At 45.0% G+C, this 25,041-nt stretch carries 19 protein-coding genes; 10 read left to right on the forward strand and 9 right to left on the reverse strand.

Features of this window, described 5'->3' with window-relative positions; genetic code table 11:
• Nucleotides 1–325: 325 nt before the first annotated feature.
• Entirely contained in the window at nt 326–1,087 is a 762-nt protein-coding gene (locus R7O12_RS18765; protein ID WP_318126250.1) for a TatD family hydrolase, read from the reverse strand.
• A 184-nt stretch (nt 1,088–1,271) separates the two neighbouring features.
• Between R7O12_RS18765 and hemB the strand changes: the two genes are divergently transcribed.
• The 3 genes from hemB (at nt 1,272) to polA (ending at nt 6,301) form a co-directional block, all read left to right on the forward strand.
• On the forward strand, nt 1,272–2,333 hold the full coding sequence (gene hemB / locus R7O12_RS18770; RefSeq protein WP_031777176.1) for a porphobilinogen synthase: 1,062 nt from the start codon (nt 1,272–1,274) through the stop codon (nt 2,331–2,333).
• Between the two features lie 127 nt (nt 2,334–2,460).
• Nucleotides 2,461–2,895: a GNAT family N-acetyltransferase gene (locus R7O12_RS18775; RefSeq protein WP_005379245.1), complete on the forward strand. Its 435-nt coding sequence runs from the start codon at nt 2,461–2,463 to the stop codon at nt 2,893–2,895.
• Between the two features lie 619 nt (nt 2,896–3,514).
• A complete protein-coding gene (polA, locus tag R7O12_RS18780) occupies nt 3,515–6,301 on the forward strand; it encodes a DNA polymerase I (protein ID WP_318126251.1) in 2,787 nt (928 codons plus the stop codon).
• A gap of 747 nt (nt 6,302–7,048) precedes the next feature.
• Here the strand turns inward: polA and yihA are convergent.
• Complete coding sequence (yihA, locus tag R7O12_RS18785) at nt 7,049–7,708, reverse strand: ribosome biogenesis GTP-binding protein YihA/YsxC (RefSeq protein ID WP_017635019.1); 660 nt, start codon at nt 7,706–7,708, stop codon at nt 7,049–7,051.
• Between the two features lie 159 nt (nt 7,709–7,867).
• Between yihA and R7O12_RS18790 the strand changes: the two genes are divergently transcribed.
• The 5 genes from R7O12_RS18790 (at nt 7,868) to hemN (ending at nt 12,576) form a co-directional block, all read left to right on the forward strand.
• A complete protein-coding gene (locus tag R7O12_RS18790; RefSeq protein WP_005379248.1) occupies nt 7,868–8,485 on the forward strand; it encodes a c-type cytochrome in 618 nt (205 codons plus the stop codon).
• A gap of 838 nt (nt 8,486–9,323) precedes the next feature.
• Entirely contained in the window at nt 9,324–9,962 is a 639-nt protein-coding gene (locus R7O12_RS18795; protein ID WP_017821951.1) for a class I SAM-dependent methyltransferase, read from the forward strand.
• Nucleotides 9,962–10,504, forward strand: coding sequence for a Der GTPase-activating protein YihI (gene yihI, locus R7O12_RS18800; protein ID WP_005379252.1), 543 nt, complete (start codon nt 9,962–9,964; stop codon nt 10,502–10,504). The genes R7O12_RS18795 and yihI overlap by 1 nt, the downstream gene beginning before the upstream one ends.
• 7 nt (nt 10,505–10,511) lie before the next feature.
• Entirely contained in the window at nt 10,512–11,000 is a 489-nt protein-coding gene (locus tag R7O12_RS18805; protein WP_005379254.1) for a DUF2489 domain-containing protein, read from the forward strand.
• A gap of 184 nt (nt 11,001–11,184) precedes the next feature.
• Nucleotides 11,185–12,576 (forward strand): oxygen-independent coproporphyrinogen III oxidase, encoded by a 1,392-nt coding sequence (gene hemN / locus R7O12_RS18810; protein ID WP_017635016.1) that lies wholly within the window; start codon nt 11,185–11,187, stop codon nt 12,574–12,576.
• Between the two features lie 69 nt (nt 12,577–12,645).
• Here hemN and add read toward each other — a convergent pair whose 3' ends face one another.
• From add to glnA, 6 genes are all read right to left on the reverse strand, one after another.
• A complete protein-coding gene (add, locus tag R7O12_RS18815; protein WP_172563432.1) occupies nt 12,646–13,650 on the reverse strand; it encodes an adenosine deaminase in 1,005 nt (334 codons plus the stop codon).
• 147 nt (nt 13,651–13,797) lie between these two features.
• Nucleotides 13,798–16,344: an EAL domain-containing protein gene (locus R7O12_RS18820; protein ID WP_025768297.1), complete on the reverse strand. Its 2,547-nt coding sequence runs from the start codon at nt 16,342–16,344 to the stop codon at nt 13,798–13,800.
• 102 nt (nt 16,345–16,446) lie between these two features.
• Nucleotides 16,447–17,850 carry a nitrogen regulation protein NR(I) gene (gene glnG, locus R7O12_RS18825; protein ID WP_318126252.1) on the reverse strand — a complete coding sequence of 468 codons (1,404 nt, stop codon included), beginning with the start codon at nt 17,848–17,850 and terminating at the stop codon, nt 16,447–16,449.
• Between the two features lie 57 nt (nt 17,851–17,907).
• Nucleotides 17,908–18,954 (reverse strand): nitrogen regulation protein NR(II), encoded by a 1,047-nt coding sequence (gene glnL / locus R7O12_RS18830; RefSeq protein ID WP_017821940.1) that lies wholly within the window; start codon nt 18,952–18,954, stop codon nt 17,908–17,910.
• 132 nt (nt 18,955–19,086) lie between these two features.
• Nucleotides 19,087–19,668 carry a DUF4124 domain-containing protein gene (locus R7O12_RS18835; protein ID WP_017635013.1) on the reverse strand — a complete coding sequence of 194 codons (582 nt, stop codon included), beginning with the start codon at nt 19,666–19,668 and terminating at the stop codon, nt 19,087–19,089.
• Between the two features lie 195 nt (nt 19,669–19,863).
• Nucleotides 19,864–21,273, reverse strand: coding sequence for a glutamate--ammonia ligase (glnA, locus tag R7O12_RS18840; RefSeq protein WP_005379275.1), 1,410 nt, complete (start codon nt 21,271–21,273; stop codon nt 19,864–19,866).
• A gap of 530 nt (nt 21,274–21,803) precedes the next feature.
• Here glnA and typA point away from each other — a divergent pair.
• Nucleotides 21,804–23,633, forward strand: a complete 1,830-nt coding sequence (typA, locus tag R7O12_RS18845; RefSeq protein ID WP_005379276.1) for a translational GTPase TypA — start codon at nt 21,804–21,806, stop codon at nt 23,631–23,633.
• Nucleotides 23,634–23,705: 72 nt separating this feature from the next.
• Nucleotides 23,706–24,248: an AAA family ATPase gene (locus R7O12_RS18850; protein ID WP_031779018.1), complete on the forward strand. Its 543-nt coding sequence runs from the start codon at nt 23,706–23,708 to the stop codon at nt 24,246–24,248.
• A 31-nt stretch (nt 24,249–24,279) separates the two neighbouring features.
• Here the strand turns inward: R7O12_RS18850 and R7O12_RS18855 are convergent, their stop codons facing one another.
• Nucleotides 24,280–24,921 (reverse strand): DUF2959 domain-containing protein, encoded by a 642-nt coding sequence (locus R7O12_RS18855; protein ID WP_005382972.1) that lies wholly within the window; start codon nt 24,919–24,921, stop codon nt 24,280–24,282.
• Nucleotides 24,922–25,041: the final 120 nt, after the last annotated feature.

The raw sequence follows: 25,041 nt of genomic DNA on the forward strand, positions 1-25,041 counted from the left end.
TTTGAAAAAAACTGCGCGGTACGCGTTGTAAGTAAGCACCATGTGTACACACTTCAACTTCCATATTCATGCTGTTTTACATTTGTGCTAATTAATGGGCGTAAATCAGTATAGAAAAATAATGTGTCGAGTTGTCGACAGTTTTGCAAAGCGGACGAAGTAAAGTGACGATATGAGAAGTAAGTAGAGTTGCTAGTTAATTATTATGTTTATCAATAATTTTGTATGGATTGTTCTACTATTTCAACGGGTTGAATCGTTCATTCAATAGTTTAGGTGATAAAAAAGCGACGTTGATTTCGTCGCTTTTTTCAATTCTCGTGAATTAAATATTAAACAGCGTTTTGGCATTCTCAGTCGTTATGGCATCGATGGTTGCGATGTCGACATCACGCAAGTCGGCAACACGTTGTGCAACGAGAGAAGTGTAGGCTGGTTCATTACGTTTACCACGGTGTGGCACAGGCGCTAAATATGGACAGTCGGTTTCTAAAATGACCCACTGCATATCCAAATGTGGAATGACTTTATCCATCCCGCCATTCTTAAAGGTCGATACGCCACCCAAGCCTAAGTGGAAGCCTAGCTCATTGATTGATTGCGCTTCTTCTAAGCTGCCTCCAAAACAGTGGAATACACCACGCAGACGACCATCTTGCTCTTGTCTTAGCAAAGTGAGTGTTTCTTCAATCGAATCACGAGTGTGGATAACGACTGGTAAGTCCATCTCTTTTGCCCAGTTAAGTTGAGCTACGAACGCCATTTCTTGCTCAGCACGATAGGTTTTATCCCAATACAGGTCGATACCGATTTCGCCCACCGCAATAAACTTGTGTTTCTCAAACCAACCGCGGATGATCTCCAACGTTTGTTCAACATTGCTGTCCACATAACAAGGGTGGAGTCCCATCATTGAGTGGCACACGTCAGGATATGCCGCTTCGGTTTGTAGCATGGGCTCAATAGAGTCCAGATCGATGTTTGGCAACAGGATTTTATTAATGCCTTGCGTTAAGGCGCGTTGTACTACTTCATCGCGGTCGTTATCAAATTCGCTGGCATAGATGTGCGCGTGGGTATCGATCATCGTTACTCTCTGTGCTTCATAGTTGGTTTCGTATTCGAAGTATACTTGAGTGTGAGTGCTGGGTCATTTTCAGTTTTTTTCATTACCTTTTTCCAGATTGTCACTCGCAACATGCATCAAGAGTGATATGATTTTGTTCACCAGATGATTTGATCATCATAACCGTCCAGACAAGGAGAAAATGGTGTCTGTATCAATTCAAGGTCCATTCCCTGCACGCCGTATGCGTCGTTTACGTAAGCACGATTTTAGTCGTCGTTTGATGGCTGAGAACCAACTTTCTGTTAATGATCTGATTTACCCAATGTTCATTCTTATGGGTAAAGATCGTCGTGAGAGCGTGGAGTCCATGCCGGGTGTAGAGCGTTTGTCGATTGATTTAATGCTAGAAGAAGCACAATACCTTGCAAATCTAGGCGTTCCAGCAATCGCGCTTTTCCCTGTCGTAAACCAAGACGCTAAAAGCTTATGTGCTACTGAAGCCTACAACCCAGAAGGTTTGGTTCAGCGAGCAGTACGAGCGCTTAAAGAACACATTCCTCAAATTGGTGTAATCACAGACGTGGCACTCGACCCATTCACGACACATGGCCAAGACGGCATCATCGATGAAGATGGCTACGTAATGAATGATGAAACCACAGAAGTATTGGTTAAGCAGGCTTTGTCTCATGCAGAAGCGGGTGCTGACGTAGTCGCGCCTTCAGACATGATGGATGGCCGAATTGGTAAGATCCGCGAAGCATTAGAAAACGCGGGCTACATTCATACTCAAATCATGGCTTACTCGGCTAAGTACGCATCGAACTACTACGGACCATTCCGTGATGCGGTTGGCTCTTCTTCAAATCTAAAAGGCGGCAACAAGAAAAACTACCAAATGGACCCAGCAAACATTGATGAAGCGATTCACGAAGTGGCGCTAGACATCAACGAAGGTGCGGACATGGTGATGGTTAAACCTGGTATGCCATACTTAGATGTAGTTCGCCGAGTAAAAACTGAACTTCAAGTACCGACATTTGCTTATCAAGTCTCTGGCGAGTACGCGATGCATAAAGCGGCGATCATGAATGGCTGGCTCAAAGAGCGTGAAATTGTGATGGAATCACTATTGTGCTTCAAACGTGCAGGTGCAGATGGCATCTTAACGTACTTTGCGAAAGACGTTGCTGAGTGGTTGGCAGAAGAGAATGCACAAACTGCTCAACACCTAAATCGTACTCCGGAAGCGACAGAAGAGTAATTATCGCTCAGTGAGAAATACCAGACCAACAAGAGTTGTTCGTCTGTATATACCCAAGTAACCTCAGGCGGATTACAACAGTAACAATCCAAGGTGCTTGGGTATTTTTATTTTGGAGAAGAGAACAATGACAATGCTGATTCGTGAAGGCACATTGGAAGAAGCACTTCAAGTTGTGGCGCGTGTTACCGAGTTTTCGAAAGGAGAAACGGTAGACTCCATGACTCAACGTTTAGAAGAGAAAAACAGTTTAATCCTCGTTGCAGAAAAAAATGGCACGATTGTCGGCTTCAAAATAGGTTACGAATTAGAGGATGGTGTTTTCTATAGCTGGTTAGGTGGTGTTGTCCCTGAAGCTCGAAATGAAGGCGTGGCACAACTGCTTTTGGAAGCTCAAGAGGATTGGGTGGCAGAACAAGGCTACAACACATTAAAAGTGAAATCTCGAAACCAGTTTCCGGCTATGCTTCGCTTGTTATTGAGAAATGGCTATATAATTGAAAAGTTTGAAGAAAAAGTAAATCTTCGAGAATCTCGAGTGCATTTCATTAAAGCAATGTGAAAATAAATGAGATTTTTTCTCATTTAACTGTTGACTACGAAATGAGAATCATTATTATTAAACCTGTCTTAGGGAATGAGGAAAGTTCACAAGGACGTTGAATGACTTATTAACAGAAGTTAATTAACTGAAAGTTGAGAAGTGATGAAACATTTTTCCGAGAACTTGCACGAATTCTTTTTGACACGACATTGCTCACATTGCTTCCAGTGTAATTTATAGCTTCTTGGTTAAGCTGCTCTATTTACAGAATTTGCTTTACCACTTCTGCTAGGCGACCCCATTCGGGTCGCTTTTTTCTTTTCTACGATTTCTATTTGACGTCACTATTAATATCTTTTCCACATGCGATGATCATTTTAGGAACGTTGATCTTCTCGCTGTTATGAGAATTTGTTGTTATTAATCAATGGTTTGGGTTGGTGTTTTCTTGTTTTTTTTGTTATTGGATAACCAGTGGATAATTTCTATAAACAGAGTTATCCACAGGAGGTGGTGTTTTCGTGAATAAAGTCGGAAAAATTTACGCGACCTAGATCGAGCGAACAAGATAGATTCAGATCAGCAGTCATGGCATCCTAGGCAGATCTCTCAAGTACTGAATTGGATACAGACAATTATGGCAAGTATTCCTGAAAATCCGTTGATCCTTATCGACGGCTCTTCTTACCTATATCGCGCTTTTCACGCCTACCCGGGCACCATGAGCAATGGTGAAATTCCAACTAATGCCGTTTACGGCGTCGTGAACATGTTACGCAGCATGATGCGTCAGTTTGCGTCTGAGCGCATCGCGGTGGTTTTCGATGCAAAGGGAAAAACCTTTCGTGATGATATGTATGCAGAATACAAAGCGAATCGTCCGCCAATGCCGGATGACCTGCGTTGTCAAATTGAACCATTACACAATGTTATTCGTGCAATGGGTTTGCCGCTGATCTGTGTTCCTGGCGTCGAGGCGGATGACGTCATCGGTACGTTAGCATACCAAGCATCACAAAAGGGCATGCCTGTATTGATCAGTACTGGTGATAAAGACATGGCGCAGCTAGTGGATGACAACATTACCTTGATCAACACCATGACGAACGTCGTAATGGATCGTGAAGGTGTGGTTGAAAAGTTTGGCATTCCACCTGAGTTGATCATCGACTACTTAGCACTGATGGGCGATAAAGTAGATAACATTCCTGGTGTACCGGGTGTCGGTGATAAAACAGCGACCGCACTACTGCAAGGTATTGGTGGTCTGACGAAGTTGTATGAAAACCTCGATGATATTGCAGGGCTTGGTTTCCGTGGTTCTAAAACCATGGCGAAAAAGCTCATCGACAACAAAGAAAATGCCATGCTTTCGTATGAGCTCGCGACCATCAAATTGGATGTTGAGCTTGAGGAAACGCCAGAATCATTGCTGAAAGCGGAACCAAATAAAGACGAATTAGTGAAGCTGTATGGCCAACTGACGTTTAAATCTTGGTTGAATGAACTACTTGAAGGCGGTTCTGGATCTGTGGAGGCCGTAGAGCTTGCAGGATCTTCACAAGCTTCTTCTTCTCAAGCCGAGATGGAAACTTCTGCGGTAACAATCGATCGCAGCCAATATGAAACAATTCTGGATAAAGAAACCTTCAATGCTTGGCTAGATAAACTTCAAACGGCTGAGCTGTTTGCATTTGATACGGAGACCGATAACCTAGATTACATGCTAGCGAATCTAGTTGGTTTGTCATTCGCTGTCGATGAAGGTATTGCGGCTTATGTGCCAGTTGCACATGACTATTTAGATGCGCCTGAACAGCTTGATCGTGATTGGGTACTAGAACAGCTGAAGCCAATTCTTGAAGATGCAGCGAAAGCAAAAGTCGGTCAAAACTTAAAGTATGATGCGTCTGTACTCGCTCGTTACGACATTGAGCTAAAAGGTATTAAGCACGACACGATGTTGGAATCGTATATCTACAACAGTGTCGGCGGTAAACACGATATGGACAGCTTGGCGCTTCGCTTCCTACAGCACAGCTGCATTTCTTTTGAGCAAATTGCAGGTAAAGGCAAAAATCAGCTTACGTTTAACCAAATCGAACTGGTACAAGCATCGCCATACGCGGCAGAAGATGCGGATGTGACCCTTCGTCTGCACAATCGCTTGTTTGCTAATATCGAGCAGGATGAAAGCCTAAAGACAGTTTACGAAGAGATTGAAATGCCGTTGGTGCCAGTTCTTTCGCGCATTGAACGCACTGGGGTCTTTATCGATGAAATGAAGCTGAGTGCGCAGTCGGTCGAGATTACCGCTCGCCTTGATGAGCTTGAAAAGAAAGCGTACGAAATTGCTGAGCAAGAGTTTAATATGAACTCTCCAAAGCAATTACAAGCCATCCTATTTGAAAAAATGGGTTTACCGGTTGTGAAGAAAACGCCATCAGGCACACCATCGACGAATGAAGAAGTTCTGCAAGAACTCGCGCTAGACTACCCACTACCAAAACTGATTTTGGAATACCGTGGTCTGGCGAAGCTAAAATCAACTTACACCGACAAACTGCCGAAGATGATCAACCCATCAACGGGTCGCGTGCATACTTCTTACCACCAAGCAGTGACCGCAACGGGTCGTCTATCTTCTACTGATCCGAACTTACAGAATATTCCAATTCGTAACGAAGCCGGCCGTCGTATTCGTCAAGCGTTTGTCGCGCCATCAGGGCATAAAATCTTAGCGGTCGACTACTCGCAAATCGAACTTCGCATCATGGCGCACCTTTCTGGTGACCAAGCGTTATTGGATGCATTCCGTGATGGCAAAGATATCCACGCGGCAACCGCAGCAGAAATCATGGGTGTTTCTATTGAAGACGTTTCAAGTGAGCAACGTCGTCGTGCGAAAGCGGTTAATTTCGGTCTTATTTACGGCATGAGTGCGTTTGGTTTGGCGAAGCAATTAGGCATTCCTCGTGGTGAAGCTCAAGCGTACATGGATACATACTTTGAACGTTACCCAGGCGTGATGCAGTACATGGAAGACACACGCAGCACGGCAGCAGATAAAGGGTATGTTGAAACGATTTTTGGTCGACGTTTGCATTTACCAGAAATCAAATCGCGCAACGGGATGCGTCGTAAAGCTGCTGAACGTGCGGCAATCAACGCACCAATGCAAGGTACGGCTGCGGACATCATTAAGAAAGCGATGCTGTTGGTTGATCAGTGGATTCAGGAAGAAGGCAATGGTCGTGTGAAGTTATTAATGCAAGTACACGATGAATTGGTCTTTGAAGTTGAAGAGTCATCATTGTCCGAAATTGAAAGTAAAGTACAGAAATTGATGGAATCTGCAGCAGAGCTAAAAGTACCGTTGGTTGCAGAAGCAGGTCATGGTGATAACTGGGATCAAGCTCATTAGTCACTTTTAGACCAAAATAACCAATTAATTATGAGCCAGCGCACAAACGCTGGCTTTTTTTTGAGATTAAAAAAGCTAGCGCAAAGTTAACTTTGATGTTGCTTAATAAAAATTTCATGAAAAAAAACTACAAAAATTCTTTGCAATTCTGACCAATTGTTGTACATTAATACTCGTAGGGTACAGAGGTAAGATGTTCTATCTTTCAGACCTTTTGTTTCACGTTATTGGATTAGGCTGATTCAGCCGCCCCAGTCAGTTTTTGACTGGGGCGTTTTTTATTGGGCGAAAGAAAATTATTCTTTTGGATCAGCAGCTTAAAGTTAGCCTTCAAAAACCTTCTTTTTTGACCTTTCTAAGTCACTGCAAAATCTCGATTTTTCCTTCAAATTTATTGCGTTATTCATCCTGTAAATTTACGCCAGTCACACTATTATTTTTTCTTGAAAGAAACTAAGTTACATCTTTTTGAAGATTTGCTTGGCTTAACTGTCTGAATTGTAACGCTATTGGGTGTTTTTGGAGTGAATGTTTGGTGATACACAGGAAACAAGAGCGCTTTTTAACCTATTGAAATCGAATCTCAGTTCAGCAATGCTTCGTCACATAACAATAATTACCAATTTTTCTCTCCCGTTATCCCTGCCAGGAAGGCGGGGATTTTTATTGCCTGTTATTTAGTTCAGATAAACAAAAGCCCCACCAAATGGCAGGGCCGTGTCGAAGAAATTTAACAAATATTGTTAATTATTCTTCATCGCTCGCTGGTATCTCTTGTTCGTCTTCTTCTATCAGGTGTGCTAGTGCTGGTGCAAACCAGGTATCCAGTTTTGCACGTAGCTGATCGACACCTAATCCTTTCAGTGAAGAGAACACATCAACAGAAACGTCACCACCGAAAGTTTCTACTTGCTTACGAACTTTCAGTAGAGTTTGTTTGCGTGCACCACTTTTTAGTTTATCTGCTTTGGTTAGCAAAACTTGCACAGGAATGTGGCTATCGATGGCCCAGAAAATCATTTGTTGGTCGAGATCTTTCATTGGATGACGAATGTCCATTAGAACCACTAAGCCTTTTAGGCACTCGCGTTTCTGTAGGTATTCACCCAAAGATTTCTGCCATTTGTTTTTCATCTCTACCGGTACTTGAGCAAAACCGTATCCAGGTAGATCGACAATGTGACAACCTTCTTCTACTTTGAAAAGGTTGATTAATTGCGTACGACCAGGTGTCTTTGATGTCTTGGCTAAGCTTTTTTGATTAGTTAGACGGTTAAGTGCACTCGATTTACCAGCGTTTGAGCGTCCTGCAAACGCAATTTCGACACCTTCGTCTTCCGGCAGGTGACGAATATCGGGTGCGCTGGTGATGAAATGCGTATTTTGGTAATGAATTTTTACGCTCACTGTTAACTCCATCTCGACTTTGTGTAGTCGATTGATTACTTTTTTGTGAAAATGTGTAAAATAACCGTGCTCGGCATAAGGTCGCCTATTGTACCATGAGTGTACGCGGTATGTTCACATTCCGTGGTACTGGAAGCTTGATAATTATAATGGAATGTCATGAAGAAATTAGCGCTAATTTTGAGTCTTTTAGCCAGTTGCTCAGTATGGGCCCAAGGTAATATTGAGGCTGGTAAAGCAAAATCACAAACCTGTGTCGCCTGTCACGGAGCAGATGGCAACAGTGCAATAACAACGTACCCGAAACTCGCAGGCCAACACGCTAAGTATCTTGAGAAGCAGTTAAAAGAACTTAAGCTAGGCATGACAAGTGGTGGTAAACAAGGTCGTTACGATCCTGTAATGAGTGGTATGGCAATGCCACTGAGCGATGAAGATATCGCAGACCTATCTGCTTACTACGCTTCGCTACCAGTTTCAGAAAACTCAACACCTGAAGATGTAGTAGCAAAAGGCAAAACGCTTTATACCGCTGGTGATGCCGAGCGTGGCCTAACCGCATGTATTGCATGTCATGGTCCTCGTGGCAATGGTACTGAGCTTTCAGGTTTCCCGAAAATTTCTGGTCAGCATGCTGACTACATCAAAGCTCAGCTAGAAAAATTCCGTGATGGCGACCGTGGCAATGATATGAATGCCATGATGCGCGACATCGCGAAGAAAATGACAGACGAAGATATCGAAGTGCTGTCTAAATACGTTGGCGGTCTGCACTAATATACCTAAATCGCTCAAGATCCTGCATCTTGAGCTGGTTGGGTAGATGTCCCTACATCGTTCGAGCAACTTGTACAAAAATGCCCTAGTGAATCCACTAGGGCATTTTTGTTCGTGACAGATATCACAGTCGAGTTTGGATGCGAAAGCGATAGTTGGCTCGGCAGTTTGTGAGACATTTGCCATACTTGATGTTGGCTTTTTCTTGTTAGTGTTTTTAAGTTTTTGATTAAATGATAATTTTGATTTTTTAGAAAAATAGGCGGATTATTTTTTCAACCCATTACTTGTGAGCATAACGGGATGGCGTAAAGTAGAAGTCGTTCACAGGGAGTGAATGTAAGGATTTAAGACCACGGTTTAGGTCTCCAAGGATGTAGCTCGGATGCTTGGTGATTTAGAAAGGGATTTAGATAGGTAGGGAGCCTATCAGATAAGGATGGTCATCTCGTCTGACGGTTAAGACAGTGAAACGGATCAGGCACAGGAAGTTGCTCAGTAGACAGGAAGTAAACGGATAGCCAAAATTCATCAGGAAGATGAAAAACAACTCTTTTTGGCAGGGAAAGCTCTAAAAACAAAGGGATCATTGGTGCACCAAATGTGTGCAACACAGTTTCGCCAATTGATGGCACTTAGAAAGCGACAGTCTGACTGTCGCTTTTTTTATATCCGTTGACTTGCTCAGTCGTAACTTGAATTGATATTACTGCACTTATTTAGCTTTATAGGTTGTAAACAAAGTTTTTTAACAAAAATTGCTGAAAAAATACTCAACAACACTCCAATCCGAGTTCACTTTCTGGTATGTTTCGCATCCCTGTTTGAGGAAGTCAGCATGCATACCTGTCCTTTATGCCAAAATCAGCGCACTCACCATTATTTTGAAGATAAGCGTCGTGAATATCTTCAATGTGAGCAGTGCAGCTTGGTATTCGTAAATCCAGACCAACGTTTGGATGCGGAAAGCGAAAAAGCTCACTATGATTTGCATGAGAACAACCCCGATGATTTGGGTTACCGACGCTTTTTGTCGCGTATTACTGACCCGATCACAGAGCGAATTTCTCCACAATCAAATGGTATCGACTTTGGTTGTGGTCCTGGCCCAACGCTCTCCTTGATGCTGGAAGAGGCGGGGCACAACATGGCGTTGTACGATCTCTACTACCACCCTGATACGTCGGTTTTAGAAAAAACGTACGACTTCATGACAGCAACAGAGGTGATAGAGCACCTCTACCACCCAGATTTGGTGTGGAAGCAATGGTTGAATTTAGTTAAGCCAGGGGGCTGGATAGGCCTGATGACGAAAATGGTCATCGACGTGGAGGCTTTCAAATCATGGCATTATAAGAACGATCTCACTCACGTAGTGTTCTTTAGTCGTGACACGTTCCAGTTCCTAGCAGAGCGGGATAAGCTCGAACTCGAATTTATTGGTAATGATGTAATTTTACTGAGGAAACCCCAGTAATGAGCCGTAGTAAAAAATCTAGAAAACCGGGTGCCGCTGGTGCACCTGAGTTTGTTGTAACTCGTAACCGTACAGAATCTGATGTGGAAGGCCGCTTACGCAAGCGTGCTAAAAAGCGTAAAGGTCTGAAAACGGGTAACCGTAACTCAGAAGTTAACGAGCAGAAAAAGCAAGCTGCTGCACAAAATCGCGACCCGCGCTTAGGCAGCAAAAAGAAAATACCTCTGATTGTTGAACCTGCGAAGAAAATGACGAAGCAAGAGCGTCGTTTGTCGGCAGAGCAAGAACTAGAGATGCTAGAAAATGACGCGCAATTGAACGTGTTGCTAGACCGTATTGAAGCGGGTGAAAACCTGGGCACAGGTCTACAGAAATTCGTCGATGAGAAACTCGATCGCATTGAGAAGCTAATGGACCAACTAGGTTTGTTGGAACCTGAAGAAGAGGAAGACTTCACTGCACCTGCTGAGAAAAGCACGCGCAACGATGATGACTTGCTGGCAGATTTCGACGACATTAATTTCGACGACTATAAAGGATAATTAAGCTATGAATGTAACCTTATTAGCTATTGCTGGTGTTGTGATTATCATCGCACTCGCTTCTTATGCAGGTTACCTTCTGCTTCAATTGAAAAAGCAAAAGGAATTGCAGCTGAAGCATCAAAAATTGGCGATAGACAAACGTAACGCCAACATTTTTGAGAATGTGCATACCTTGTGTCAGGCGGGCATTCAAGGGCAGTGCGATTTATCTGAAATCAGTATCCGTGTGTATAACATCATGGATTATGTACAAGGTGAAGACCGCGTTGATTTCGATAAAACGTACCCTGCGATTTCTGAGCTTTACCACATAGTGAAAGATATGGCGCGTGGCGAAGAACGCCAACAACTTGCCAAGAAAGAGCGTATGCAACAGAACTTGACGCGTCATAAAGCGGAAAGCCGCCTCACTGATGCGATTATTGAGGAGCTCAAAGTGTTGCAGAAAAACGTCCAGCCACTGAATAATCAAATCAATATTCAGATGATTTAAGCGCGACCCCCAATAGTCTCCTTATGGCTAATGGGGGTATCGTGATCACGCTAGCACTTCTTTAGTTTTATACTTAAAAAGCCAGTCGGCGTTGCCACGCTTGTCATCGTCGTATGGCAAAATAGCGGCTCTGAATATCGGGTGACGGCTTTCGTTGCCCTAGCATTTAACGGAAAGTACCACCATGTCGAATCAACACACTGAATCGAAACAGCAAATCGTCTGGGATCAAGCGGTATTGGATAAGTACAACTATTCCGGGCCTCGTTATACGTCATACCCAACGGCGCTGGAGTTTCATGAAGCGTTCACCATTTCTGATTATGATATGGCATGCACTCAATACCCAGAACGCCCATTATCGCTGTACGTACACATTCCGTTCTGTCACAAGCTTTGTTACTACTGTGGATGTAATAAAGTCATTACGCGCCACTCGCACAAAGCGGATGAATACCTTGACGTGCTTGAACACGAAATTCGTCAACGTGCTGCATTACTTGTTGGTCGCACCGTGACGCAATTGCATTTTGGTGGTGGTACACCGACGTTTCTCTCTGAAAAGCAAATCACGCGTGTAATGAGCCTGCTACGCCAAGAGTTTACTTTTAGTAGCGATGCTGAAATCAGTATCGAGGTTGACCCGCGTGAAATCGAGCTGACCATGCTGGATCATCTGCGTAGTGAAGGCTTCAATCGCTTGAGCATCGGTGTGCAGGACTTCAACAAAGAAGTGCAAAAACTGGTGAATCGTGAGCAAGATGAAGAGTTCATCGTTGCGATGGTTGCGCGCGCAAAAGAGTTAGGCTTTCGTTCGACGAACCTAGATTTGATTTACGGTTTACCGAAGCAGACCAAAGAATCTTTTGCCAAGACTCTAGAACAAGTGCTAGAGATGCAGCCGGGCCGTCTATCCGTGTTTAACTACGCGCACATGCCACAGCTATTTGCAGCGCAGCGTAAGATTAAAGACGAAGACCTGCCAAAAGCAGAGGAGAAGATGGCGATTCTGCAAGACACCATCGCGACACTGACTGGTGCTGGCTACCAATTTATCGGTATGGACCACTTTGCTTTGCCGGACGATGAACTTGCTGTTGCCCAGCGCGAAGGTATTTTGCATCGCAATTTCCAAGGCTACACCACACAAGGTGAATGTGACTTGGTTGGCTTTGGTGTTTCTGCAATCTCGATGATCGGCGATGCGTACGCGCAAAACCAGAAAGAGCTGAAGAAATACTACGCTCAAGTCAACGAACTTCGTCACGCTCTATGGAAAGGGGTCTCGCTGGACTCTGATGATTTGCTCCGTCGTGAAGTGATTAAGCAGCTGATTTGTAACTTCAAGTTAGACAAGAAAGCCATTGAGTCTGAGTTTAAAGTGAAGTTTGATCAGTACTTTAAAGAAGACTTACAGCTACTTCAGACCTTCATCAACGATGAGCTGGTGGAAGTGGATGACAATGAAATTCGTGTGACGCTGCGAGGTCGTTTGCTGATCCGTAATATTTGTATGAGCTTCGATAAGTACCTGCGAGCGAAGGCGCGTCAGCAACAATTCTCTCGTGTTATTTAATCCGAGATACAGATTCAAGATATAAAAAATGCCAGCAGATGCTGGCATTTTTTTATGTTTTCGCTGGATTTAAGCGCGATCTTTTACTTTTTCTTTCAGTTCCGCTTTTTCTGCTTCTGAAAGGAACGCAATCTCAAGGCCATTGATTTGCGCTTGGCGAATCTGGTCTTGGCTCAGACCAGCGGCTGGTGCCGCTACTTCGTATTCGTATGGCAGTTCGATACCTTCAACCGCTGGATCGTCAGTGTTAAGACACGCAAGAACGCCATGCTCTAGGAACTGCTTGAGAGGGTGGTTTTCTAGCGTTTCTACCGTACTTGTTTGGTAGTTTGACGTCAGGCAAGATTCAATACCAATGCGGTTTTCTGCTAGGTAATCCATCAGTTTTGGATCGTGAATCGCTTTTACGCCGTGACCGATACGAGTTGCGCCTAGCTCATTGATTGCTTGCCACATGCTCTCTGCACCTGCTGCTTCACCAGCATGGACCGTTACCCCAAGGCCAGCATCGCGTACTTGCTTGAAGTGAGACACAAAGCGATCACCCGGTTGGCCTAGCTCGTCACCCGCAAGGTCGACGGCAACGATGTGATCTTTCTGGCTCAGAATGCCGTCCAGTTCTTGTTGACATGCGTCAGTACCAAATGTACGACTCATGATACCGATCAGGTTGGCTTTCACGCCAAAATCGCGCATACCCGCTTGCACACCGTCCACGACGGCTTCAACAACCCCCGCTACTGGTAGTTTGTGTTTCATCGCCATGTAGTAAGGAGAGAAACGCAGCTCTGCGTAATCGATTTGTGCGTTTAGCGCGTCTTCTACGTTTTCGTACGCGACACGACGACACGCATCTAGATCGCCCAGTACAGCAACACCCCAGTCGAGCTTAGAAAGGAAAGCAACAAGAGAGGGTTCCGCTTCGACAATTTGAACGTGAGGAGTGAGAGACTCAATATCGTACGCTGGTAGGGTAATGCCAAACTTTTGGCCTAGCTCAAGAATCGTTTTAGTACGAATGTTACCGTCGAGGTGACGGTGCAAATCAGTAAGAGGAAGGTTCTTCGTTATCATTTTGTCGATCCGGATAGTTATGAACTGGAACAGGGCCCAAACATCATCTGTGACAATACATGGGTAAGATTTGCAGTTAAGTATAAATAACAGTTGGGTAGATTGTCAGTAGAGGATGACTAGGAAATCAACGATTCTCGCTCTTTTCTACTTCATGTTCACCAAATGTGTTGGCCATTCTTCTAGTGGCATAGGGCGGCTGTAGTAGAAGCCTTGCACCTGATTACAGCCTAAAGAGCGCAGTAATTGTGCTTGATTGCTATCCTCGACACCTTCCGCGACGACATTAGTTTTGAGACCTGCTGTGATATTGATGACGGCAGCGACGACTGAACTGTTTAAGTTTTCTTGTGTGAGTTGATTGATGAAGGTGCGATCAATCTTCAAGCAAGTAAACGGTAGAGAGTGGAGGTAACCCAGTGATGAGTAACCAGTGCCAAAGTCATCTATCGCGATACCAATACCCATTTCACGCAGTTTAGTCATGTTTTCTAGTGTGGTCGGTGCGCTATCAATGATGCGTGATTCTGTGATCTCTAGTGTGAGGTTACTTGCTGGTAATTTCGTGATATCCAATACGCTTGTCACCGTATCGACAAAACTTGGGCAAGATAGTTGATTAACGGAGATATTCACATGCAGTTGGAAGTCCGACGGCCACTGTTTGCTTTCGATCGCTTGGTAAGTGTCGCGACAAGCTTGTAACAGAATCTGTTGGCCAATGGCTTTGATCATGCCGCTTTCTTCCGCGATTGGAATAAAATCTAATGGTGACACCATACCTGAGTCGCTATGCCAACGCGCAAGTGCTTCGGCGCCACACACTGTGCCACTGACGAGATCCACAATCGGTTGGTAATGAGGAATAAACTCTCGGTTTTCAATGCCAGTTTGGATCTTGGTCAGCATTTGCGTACGAAACTTTGAAGCGCTCGCTAGTTCTGGGCTGTAGTGACAAACACCAGTCAGTGAGTCTTGTTTGGCGTAACTTAATGCGATGCTGGCGTTGCGTAACCATAAAGGCATGGTTTCGTTTGGCTGGGTTTGTACAATACCAAGTGAAATCTTCATCACTACATTCTCGCCTTCCACCATAAATGGGGTGGAAAAGAGTTGCTGTAATCGACGCTCGGTTTGTTTAATTTTGGTTTCAGTGTCGACATTTGAGAGAAACACCGCGAACTCATCACCACCAATCCGAGCCAATAATGCGTTGTCACGAAACTGCTGTTTTAGCCTTTCAGCGATGCTGACCAACAACTGGTCGCCGTTGTGATGACCCACACTGTCGTTGATATCTCTAAATTTGTTGATGCCAAGTAAAAATAAACTGCCGTGACAAAGATCAGACTGATTTTCACAGATTTCGACCAAACCCTGACGGCTATATAAGCGTGTTAGAGAGTCATAAACCAACTGTTCACGCAATGCTTTGAATGACGCTCTTAGATTGTTCGCCATTTCATTAAAAGCATGAACCAGTACGGTTGTCTCATACACATAACCAGGCTTTGGCATGCCGCTATCCCAATCCCCATTTGCCAGGTGCTGAGCGGCGGCGGCCGTCGCGTTAATTGGTCTGGTAACTCGGTTGAAAATGATCCAACTGATGGCGATCCCAAATAGGCTTACAATAATGCCAACGAGCCAACTCTCTTGCTGGCTTTTCGGTAACAGGCCGAGAAGCTCAGACTCCGAAATGGAGGTGCCGATAAACCATGTTAAGCCGTCTTGGTCTCGATACGGGGTTAGCCGACTGAAAATACGTTGGCCATCATGTTCAAATGAAAAAGTATAAGGTTGCTTGGTGTTGTTGAGATCGAAAGACCGGACGCGGCTCGCACTGATTTTGATGATCGGGTCTGCGTTTTCAGCGGCAAGCAAACGCTGCCCTTTATCCGAAAATTTTGTGCCCCATGAGATGACGCTTCCCGGGCCTGAGTGAGCGATTAAACGATGATCTGGGTCCATGATGTAGACCGACGCTTTAGTGTTGTATTTTAACTCGCGCAGGAATTCGTTGAATGTATTGATACGAATGTCTGTCACCAAAACACCAGCAAATTGGTCGTGTTTGTACACCGGCGTCATGGCTGATAGCGTAATATCCTGGCGTTCATCAGCGTTGGTATAAATTTCAGACCAAGTGGCGTTTTGGCTCTCCGCAACGGGCTTATACCATGGGCGAGTGCGAGGATCGTATTGGGAGATAACCGTTCGAATGTTGTTACTCACATGGTTGGTTCCATAAATAACCAGATCACCATCGGTGTGGCGATCTTGCACCATTAAGGTGTAATCGTCGGAAAGTTCGCGGCGAAAGCCTGCAAAGTCGCCGTTTTCTGAACCAAATGCGATTACATCCAACTGCGGTATCGATTGGTAAAGATTTTTGAATGCACTTAGCAGGTAGTTTTGAATGTCTGAGGTATCGTGAGGGCGATAAAGGTTGTGATAGCTGACGTTGTGCGCGAGAGCCATAACCGCAGTAAAAGGCTTACGTAGATAGCTATTGAGGTGGTCGTGGACACTTTCGGTTAACACGGAAAGTTGCTTGTCACTGATATCCGTGACCACTTCTTCGTAACTTTGTTTTTGGACGTAGACAATGACACCGATCGCCAGTAAGAAGATCATGACAAATGGAATCAGAACAGCAGTACGCAGTGTAATTTGAGTCGTAGCAGTAGACATCGCCTAATCACATAGATAGTGGTGCGCCACAATTGTACTGATGTTTTTATTAATATCGAGTGACAAACGACGCTCGTTGTTAACGCACCACGTAAGTGATTGTCAGTACAATTCTTTTAATTTTCTGGTGAGTGTATTTCGCCCCCAGCCTAATACTTTAGCGGCATCTTGCTTATGACCTTTAGTGTGCTCTAAGGCTGCTTCTAATAAAATGCGTTCAAATTCTGGTAAAGCGTAAGAAAGTAGTTCTTTATCTCCTTCTGCGAGTGAATGCCGTGCCCAATCCGCCAATTGTTCTTGCCAACTACCATGTGCAGAGTCTGAAATGGATTTTTTCTCTTCGAGTAGTTCGCTTGGCAAGTCATTTGGTAACACTTCGCTACCACTGGCCATAACGGTTAACCAACGGCAAATATTCTCTAATTGACGCACGTTGCCAGGCCAATCAAGGCGGTTAAGAATCTCCACGGTCGATGGGTGGAGAGTTTTTGTTTCCACACCAAGCTCATCAGCCGCACGGATAAGAAAATGCTGTGTAAGCTTTTCAATGTCTTGCTTACGCTCACGCAGTGCCGGGATCTGCACGCGAATCACGTTTAAGCGATGAAAGAGGTCCTCACGGAAGTCACCTTCTTGCACCAGCTTTTCTAAGTTCTGGTGTGTTGCCGCGACAATTCGTACATCGACACTGATCGGAGAGTGACCGCCCACTCGATAAAACTGCCCGTCAGCTAGAACGCGTAGCAAACGAGTTTGAATGTCCAATGGCATGTCGCCGATTTCGTCTAAAAATAGAGTGCCGCCATTGGCTTGTTCGAATCGTCCTTGACGAACATTGTTTGCCCCCGTAAACGCGCCTTTTTCGTGGCCAAACAGTTCTGATTCAATCAAGTCTTTGGGAATCGCCGCCATATTGAGCGCAATGAAAGGTTTGTTAGCACGTGGACTGTGACGGTGCAGTGCATGAGCAACGAGTTCTTTACCCGTGCCCGATTCACCGTTAATCAAGACTGAAATAGAGGAGCGAGAAAGACGACCAATGGCGCGAAACACCTCTTGCATCGCTGGTGCTTCACCGATAATTTCAGGCGTTTCTGCTGGAATGTCTTCTGGAGAGAGCTGCTCGCGTTTGTTTTCGTGGCTGTGTGCAATGGCTCGTTCAACCAGAGTTAAAGTTTCATCAATATCAAAAGGTTTTGGTAAATATTCAAAAGCACCTTTTTGGTACGCATTCACTGCCGCATCTAAATCTGAGTGCGCGGTCATGATAATCACGGGAAGGTCTGGGTAATCGCGCTGTACTTGTTTTAGTAGCTCCAACCCATCAATACCTGGCATGCGAATGTCTGATACTAGAACATCCGGCACTTCGCGTTCGAGCGCCATTAACACGCTTTCCCCATCGGCATAGGTTTCACATTTGATGTTGGCAGAGGAGAGCGTTTTCTCCATTACCCAGCGAATTGAACTGTCGTCATCAACGACCCAAACATATCCTTTACTCATGTAGTAATCCTTGCAGCAAACCGAAAAACTGACGCGACTTGAAGTCCATTAGCGCACTCAGATCGGCAGATAAATAGTAAATGTTGTGTGACCAGGCCAGCTTTCTACGTCTATTTTTCCATTGTGCTGGTCGATCAAATTTTGCGAAATAGATAGCCCTAATCCAGTTCCTCCCTCGCGGCCACTGACCATGGGATAGAACAGCGTGTCTTGTAGTTCCGGTGGAATACCTGGGCCGTTGTCTGTGATTTCGACACGAGCAGCGAGTTTACAGCGTTTGCCGTGAATATTGGCTTGATGCACCGTTCTGGTGCGAATGGTTATTTTCCCGTGCTCTTGATGGCTAAGAATTTGTGCGGCGTTGCTGACGATATTAAGCATTGCCTGCTCGATTTGGTCTGTATCCATCAAAATCTCTGGCAAGCTTGGGTCATAATCTCGTTCAATGATGATTGAGCGTTGTGACTCTAATTCAACCAGTTGGCGAACCTTTTCAAGAATTTGGTGCAGATTTTCTTGTGTCTTCTTACCTGGCTTTTGCGGTCCTAGTAATCGATCCACGAGCGCCCTTAAACGGTCTGCTTGCTCAATGATGATGTGTGTATATTCGGTGAGAGAGGGCTCTGGCAGCATTTTTTCTAGCAATTGCGCCGCACCGCGTAAGCCGCCAAGCGGATTTTTAATCTCATGTGCAAGCCCTCGGACTAACAGCTTCGCTGCTTGTTGTTGGGCGTGTTGGTTCAGTTCTTGAGAGAGTCGGCGCTGCTGATCAATTTTGCGCATCTCGACCAGAAGCATCAACTGCTTTTGCCAAGTGATAGGGCTAACCGTCACCTCTAGCATTAAAGGGCGGCCATCAACAACGAAAGTGACGTCACTGTCGGTGATGCTTTGGCCACTTTGCAACGGTTGAGTGAGCAGCGCGAGATCCAGCGACGCATGCTGAATCAATTGAGAAAGTGATTGTTCAATAATTCGTTTGGCGCTTTGAGAAAACAGCAATTCGGCAGCCGGATTGGCATAACGGATGGCCAATCCATCATCAAGAATCAGCGTTGCTGTCACCATATTGTTGAGAATGGCACTAGGAAGACTGGTATCCACATTACGTCCTTGTTTTGCTTTAAGATTGTGCGATGCACAATAATGGTGCAATTGAACGTTAAGTATGGCGAATAAATCTTAGAAGAAAAAGTGAAAAGCATCGCTGTGATGTGATTTTTTTCACCAGATATTCTATTTTGCCCCTTTTACGGTCGGCTTAACACTTGCTCTATGTAAATGCACCGTTATAGGGCTAGTAGATGCAATAAGCTTGCCGCTTCTTTTCGCGTGCACAGCAAGTGTGTGAGTGCCTCGGTCAATATTGTTTAACTGCCACACTATATGGTTTTGTGGTGCACCATAAGGTTTTCCATCGAGTAACAATTGCAATTGCTCACCGATACCAAGCTTGCGATTGGTTTCTAATTGAATATTGATGATGCCTCGATTGCTGCGGATGGTCTCGTTGTGCTTGGGAGCCAGCATCGAGAGTTGTAATGGGAGAGGCTTCTCGGTTGTTTTATCTGGCTTGTTTTGTGATGCAGTAGATGGCGTAGTCTGAGGTGCGAGCGATTCAGTACTTTCTACCTCAGGAGCTGGTGCGCTGGCTTCAAGGTTTGGCAGTGCGATCGCTTTTGCTCCTTTGTTTGGCGTATCGCTAAAGTGAACCACGCCATTTTCATCTACCCACGTATACGCGACCTGCGCGAAGGCGATAGAGGCGATTAACAATCCGCTGAGTGCACACAGTGATGGAATAAGCTGAACTTTCATTGCTCACCTTCTCTTGTTCGATGATTTCACGTTTCAATGGCTTAGCTCTTTGACCTGTAAGGAAAAATTCTAAGTGTATTTTTATTATCCCCTCATGTTAAACGTCGAAGCTTGAGTGGCGAATACAAAAAAGGCCCGCCTGCGAGGCGAGCCTAATATTTTATTGCTGTGTTTACATTTTACACAGTGTCGACCTTACACAGAGTAGTAAAGTTCGAACTCAACAGGGTGAGTTGTCATGTTCACACGCTCTACGTCCTGAGACTTAAGGTCGATGTATGAATCGATGAAGTCGTCAGAGAATACGCCGCCCGCTGTTAAGAACTCACGATCAGCATCTAGCTCTGCTAGCGCGTCTTTTAGTGAGTATGCAACAGTTGGGATTTCTGCTGCTTCTTCAGCTGGAAGATCGTAAAGGTCTTTATCCATCGCTTCGCCTGGGTGGATCTTATTCTTGATACCGTCAAGACCAGCCATAAGCATTGCTGCGAAACATAGGTATGGGTTCGCCGCTGGGTCACCGAAACGAACTTCGATACGACGTGCTTTCGGGCTTGGTACCACTGGGATACGGATTGAAGCAGAGCGGTTACGCGCTGAGTAAGCTAGCATTACTGGTGCTTCGAAGCCTGGTACAAGACGTTTGTACGAGTTTGTTGATGGGTTAGCGAATGCGTTGATTGCACGAGCGTGTTTGATGATACCACCGATGTAGTAAAGCGCCATTTCAGATAGACCGCCGTACTTGTCACCAGCAAATAGGTTTACGCCATCTTTTGCTAGAGACTGGTGAACGTGCATACCGCTGCCGTTGTCGCCAACAAGTGGTTTAGGCATAAACGTCGCTGTTTTACCAAACGCGTGAGCAACGTTGTGTACAACGTACTTGTAGATTTGGATTTCGTCAGCTTTGGTTGTTAGCGTGTTGAAACGAGTTGCGATTTCGTTTTGACCCGCCGTTGCCACTTCGTGGTGGTGCGCTTCAACAACAAGACCCATTTCTTCCATTACTAGACACATAGCAGAACGGATGTCTTGAGATGAATCTACTGGAGCTACTGGGAAGTAACCACCTTTAACGCCTGGACGGTGACCTTTGTTACCTTCTTCGTAGTCAGAACCTGTGTTCCATGCCGCTTCTACGTCGTCGATTTTGAAGAAAGAGCCTGACATGTCTGTCGAGAACTTCACGTCATCAAATAGGAAGAATTCTGGCTCAGGACCGATAAGTACAGTATCTGCAACACCTGTAGAACGCATGAAGTCTTCAGCGCGTTTTGCGATAGAGCGTGGGTCACGGTCGTAGCCTTGCATTGTTGCAGGCTCTAAGATGTCACAACGGATATTTAGTGTTGCGTCTTCCGTGAATGGGTCAAGCACAGCAGAAGATGCGTCAGGCATCATTACCATGTCTGATTCGTTGATACCTTTCCAGCCAGCAACTGATGAACCATCGAACATTTTACCTTCTTCGAAGAAGTCTGCGTCGATTTGGTGAGCAGGGATCGAAATGTGCTGCTCTTTACCTTTTGTATCAGTGAAGCGTAGGTCAACAAACTTAACTTCGTTTTCTTGGATCAGCGATAGAACGTTTTCTACTGACATCTTGGATAACCTCCAGTGTTAATAAGCGGTAAAAGCTCGATTTATGAATTATTCATGAAACCTGGCATTGATTAATCAATTTGACTTTTCATTAATCGATGCTGTTTTAACTAAAGCCAAAACCGTGCCAAAAAAAATATTCCATTAATTTCAAGCAATTGTGTTTTTGAATGCTAGTTTGGTGCACTTGCTTGCACCAAAATGATCTTTGCTTGCACTATTATGGTGCCAAAAATCATTGTTGCACCATAATGTGACAGGTACATTGCGTATTCAGCCCAGTTTTTGAGCAAGAGTCAATTTGAATTATGCATCGATTAGAATAAAGTTGCGTTTAATCAATTCGTTCTGAGGAAGAAAATGGGCATTAAGCGTAAAAATCGCAGAAATGCTCGGGAGTAGATCACATATTTCTAGGCTTTTTGCTAAAATCTGGTACATTATGGCCGTTTTTTTAATCAGCAAATGTCGCCAGAGAGCACCCGTTCTCAGCGTGGGGGCATTTCATCTATCTAAGTGAATCAATATCCATGGCTACTCCACAGATTGATAAATTAAGAAATATCGCGATCATCGCGCACGTTGACCACGGTAAAACCACGTTGGTTGACAAGCTGCTACAACAATCAGGCACGCTTGAGTCTCGCGGTGAAGCTGAAGAGCGAGTCATGGACTCGAACGACATCGAGAAAGAGCGCGGTATTACCATTCTTGCTAAAAACACAGCAATCGACTGGAACGATTACCGTATCAACATCGTAGATACTCCGGGACACGCGGACTTCGGTGGTGAAGTTGAGCGTATCATGTCGATGGTAGACTCTGTACTACTTATCGTTGACGCAGTTGATGGTCCAATGCCTCAAACGCGTTTCGTAACACAAAAAGCGTTTGCTCACGGTCTAAAACCAATCGTTGTAATCAACAAGATTGACCGCCCTGGCGCACGTCCTGATTGGGTTATGGACCAAGTGTTCGACCTGTTCGACAACCTAGGTGCAACTGATGACCAGCTAGACTTTAAAGTAGTTTACGCATCAGCACTTAACGGTTGGGCTTCTCTAGAAGAAGGCGAAACTGGCGAGAACATGGAACCACTATTCCAAACTATCGTTGATGTTGTTGACGCGCCAAATGTTGACCTTGATGGTCCACTACAGATGCAAGTTTCTCAGCTAGACTACAGCTCTTACGTTGGTGTTATCGGCGTGGCTCGCGTAACTCGTGGTAGCGTTAAACCAAACCAGCAGGTAACCATTATTGGTGCTGATGGTAAAACTCGCAACGGTAAAGTGGGTACAGTAATGGGCTACCTTGGCCTAGAGCGTCACGAAGTGGAACAAGCTAACGCGGGTGATATCATCGCAATCACTGGTCTTGGCGAGCTGAAAATTTCTGACACTATCTGTGCACAAAACGCAGTAGAAGCATTACCACCATTGTCTGTTGATGAACCAACAGTAACAATGACGTTCCAAGTAAACACGTCTCCATTCGCGGGTAAAGAAGGTAAGTTCGTAACGTCACGTAACATCCTTGAGCGTCTTGAGAAGGAACTGGTACACAACGTTGCACTACGCGTTGAGCAAACAGACGATCCAGATAAATTCCGCGTATCAGGTCGTGGTGAACTTCACCTTTCTATCCTGATCGAAAACATGCGTCGTGAAGGCTTCGAGCTAGCAGTATCTCGTCCAGAAGTAATCATCAAAGAAGAAGATGGTCAGTTGATGGAACCGTTCGAAACGGTAACTATCGACGTAATGGAAGAGCACCAAGGCGGCATCATGGAGAACATCGGCCTACGTAAAGGTGAGCTGAAAGACATGTCTCCAGACGGTAAAGGTCGTGTGCGTATGGACTTCGTTATGCCATCACGTGGTCTGATCGGTTTCCAAACGGAATTCATGACACTGACTTCAGGTTCAGGTCTTCTTTACCATACGTTTGATCACTACGGCCCTCACAAAGGCGGTAACATCGGTCAACGTGTAAACGGTGTACTAATCGCGAACGCGATGGGTAAAGCGCTAACTAACGCACTGTTCAACCTTCAAGAGCGTGGTCGTCTATTTATCGGTCACGGTGTTGAAGTTTACGAAGGTATGGTTATCGGTATTCACAGCCGTGACAACGACCTAACGGTAAACGCACTGAAAGGTAAGCAGCTAACCAACGTTCGTGCATCTGGTACAGATGACGCACAGGTTCTTACTCCGCCTATCAAGATGACTCTTGAGCAAGCACTAGAATTCATCGATGACGACGAGCTAGTAGAAGTAACGCCTGAAAGCATCCGTATCCGTAAGAAGTTCCTAACGGAAAGCGACCGTAAGCGTGCTTCTCGTGGCGCGAAATAATTTTCGTTAAGCGATTCAATTAAGAAGAAGCCTCGAGTTATGCTCGGGGCTTTTTGTTTTCTGGAGTTGAATATGAACCCGATTATTATCACCGGTGGGCCTGGTGCGGGAAAAACAACACTGCTGAATGCGCTAGACGCGTGTGGTTATGCCACGTTTCCTGAAGGGTCTCGCGACTTGATTGAGCAGCAAAGCCAGTTAGAAAATGGTATTTTGCCGTGGACGAATTTACCTGAGTTTGCCAAGTTATGCCTTGGGTTGATGGACAAACAAAAGAGTGATGCGCGTTGTCATGATGTTGCGTTTGTTGATCGCGCCATCCCCGACATCATTGCATACCTACAAGTGGGCGGCTGTAAGGTTGACCAAGCTTTCTTAACCGAAAGCGCTGGGTACCATAGTCAGGTGTTTACTTGTCGACCTGAAGCATCCATTTACGTACAAGATGAAGTGCGTCCGCACAGCTTTGAAGAAGCATTGGAGATTCATCAGTCGTTAGTGAGTGTCTATACTGAGTTGGGTTATGAAGTGGTAGAAGTGCCATGGGGAACTGTACCAGAGAGGGTAGGCTTTGTTCGAAGAGTCATCGGTTTACTCGGTGAGGTCGCCGACTAAAACCTCCTCACTTGGAGGAGGTCTAAATCATTTACTTTTGATTGAGCTTTTGTAGGAATTTATCGGACTCTGCAATCGCTTCGTTCATTTGTTTGATCGCAAACTGAATGTCTTTCTCTAAGCTAGAGAACTCACCTTGCAAAGAACCAATCGCACTGGCGTTAAGGTTGTGTTTTAAGTACAACGTGTTGTCACGTAGCGTATCCAGTACCGGTGTCATCTTTTTCTCTGCACGCTTCATAGCGCTAAGCATGGTTTTGTACGAGGCTTTGGTTTCACGTAGTTTTTGCTCGCTTGAACGACGCAGTTTCGCACTCGAGTACAGCTCTAGCTCATCTTGCCACTCATCAAACAGTGCGCCGGATACGTCTTCAATCGCAGCAATACGGTCACGTACGTCTTGAGCCGCTTTTTCGCTATCTTCGTATTTGTCATTGATGTTGTTGTAGACATTTTCTAGCTCACCACCATCAAAGTTGGTGATCGCAGACAAGGCTTCAAGTGCACTGGTGAATTCTTCTTGTGCATCTTGTTGAGATTCTTTGGCATCTTCGACGCGGTCGACCATAATATCTCGTTTATGATACCCAACCTGCTCCATTGCTGAGTAATAAGCAGATTGACACCCTGTTAAAGTGAAAATTGATAGTACAATTGCTAATAAATAAGGCATTCTTATGTCCTCGGCGCTAATTATGGGATGAACTATGAACCAGTTATCAGAGAGTTACAAGGCGAGATTAATCAATCTACTGCCAAGTTGCGTCGCGTTTTTTAAGTATCTTCTTAAGCG

Source organism: Vibrio sp. Vb1574 (genome assembly GCF_033338675.1).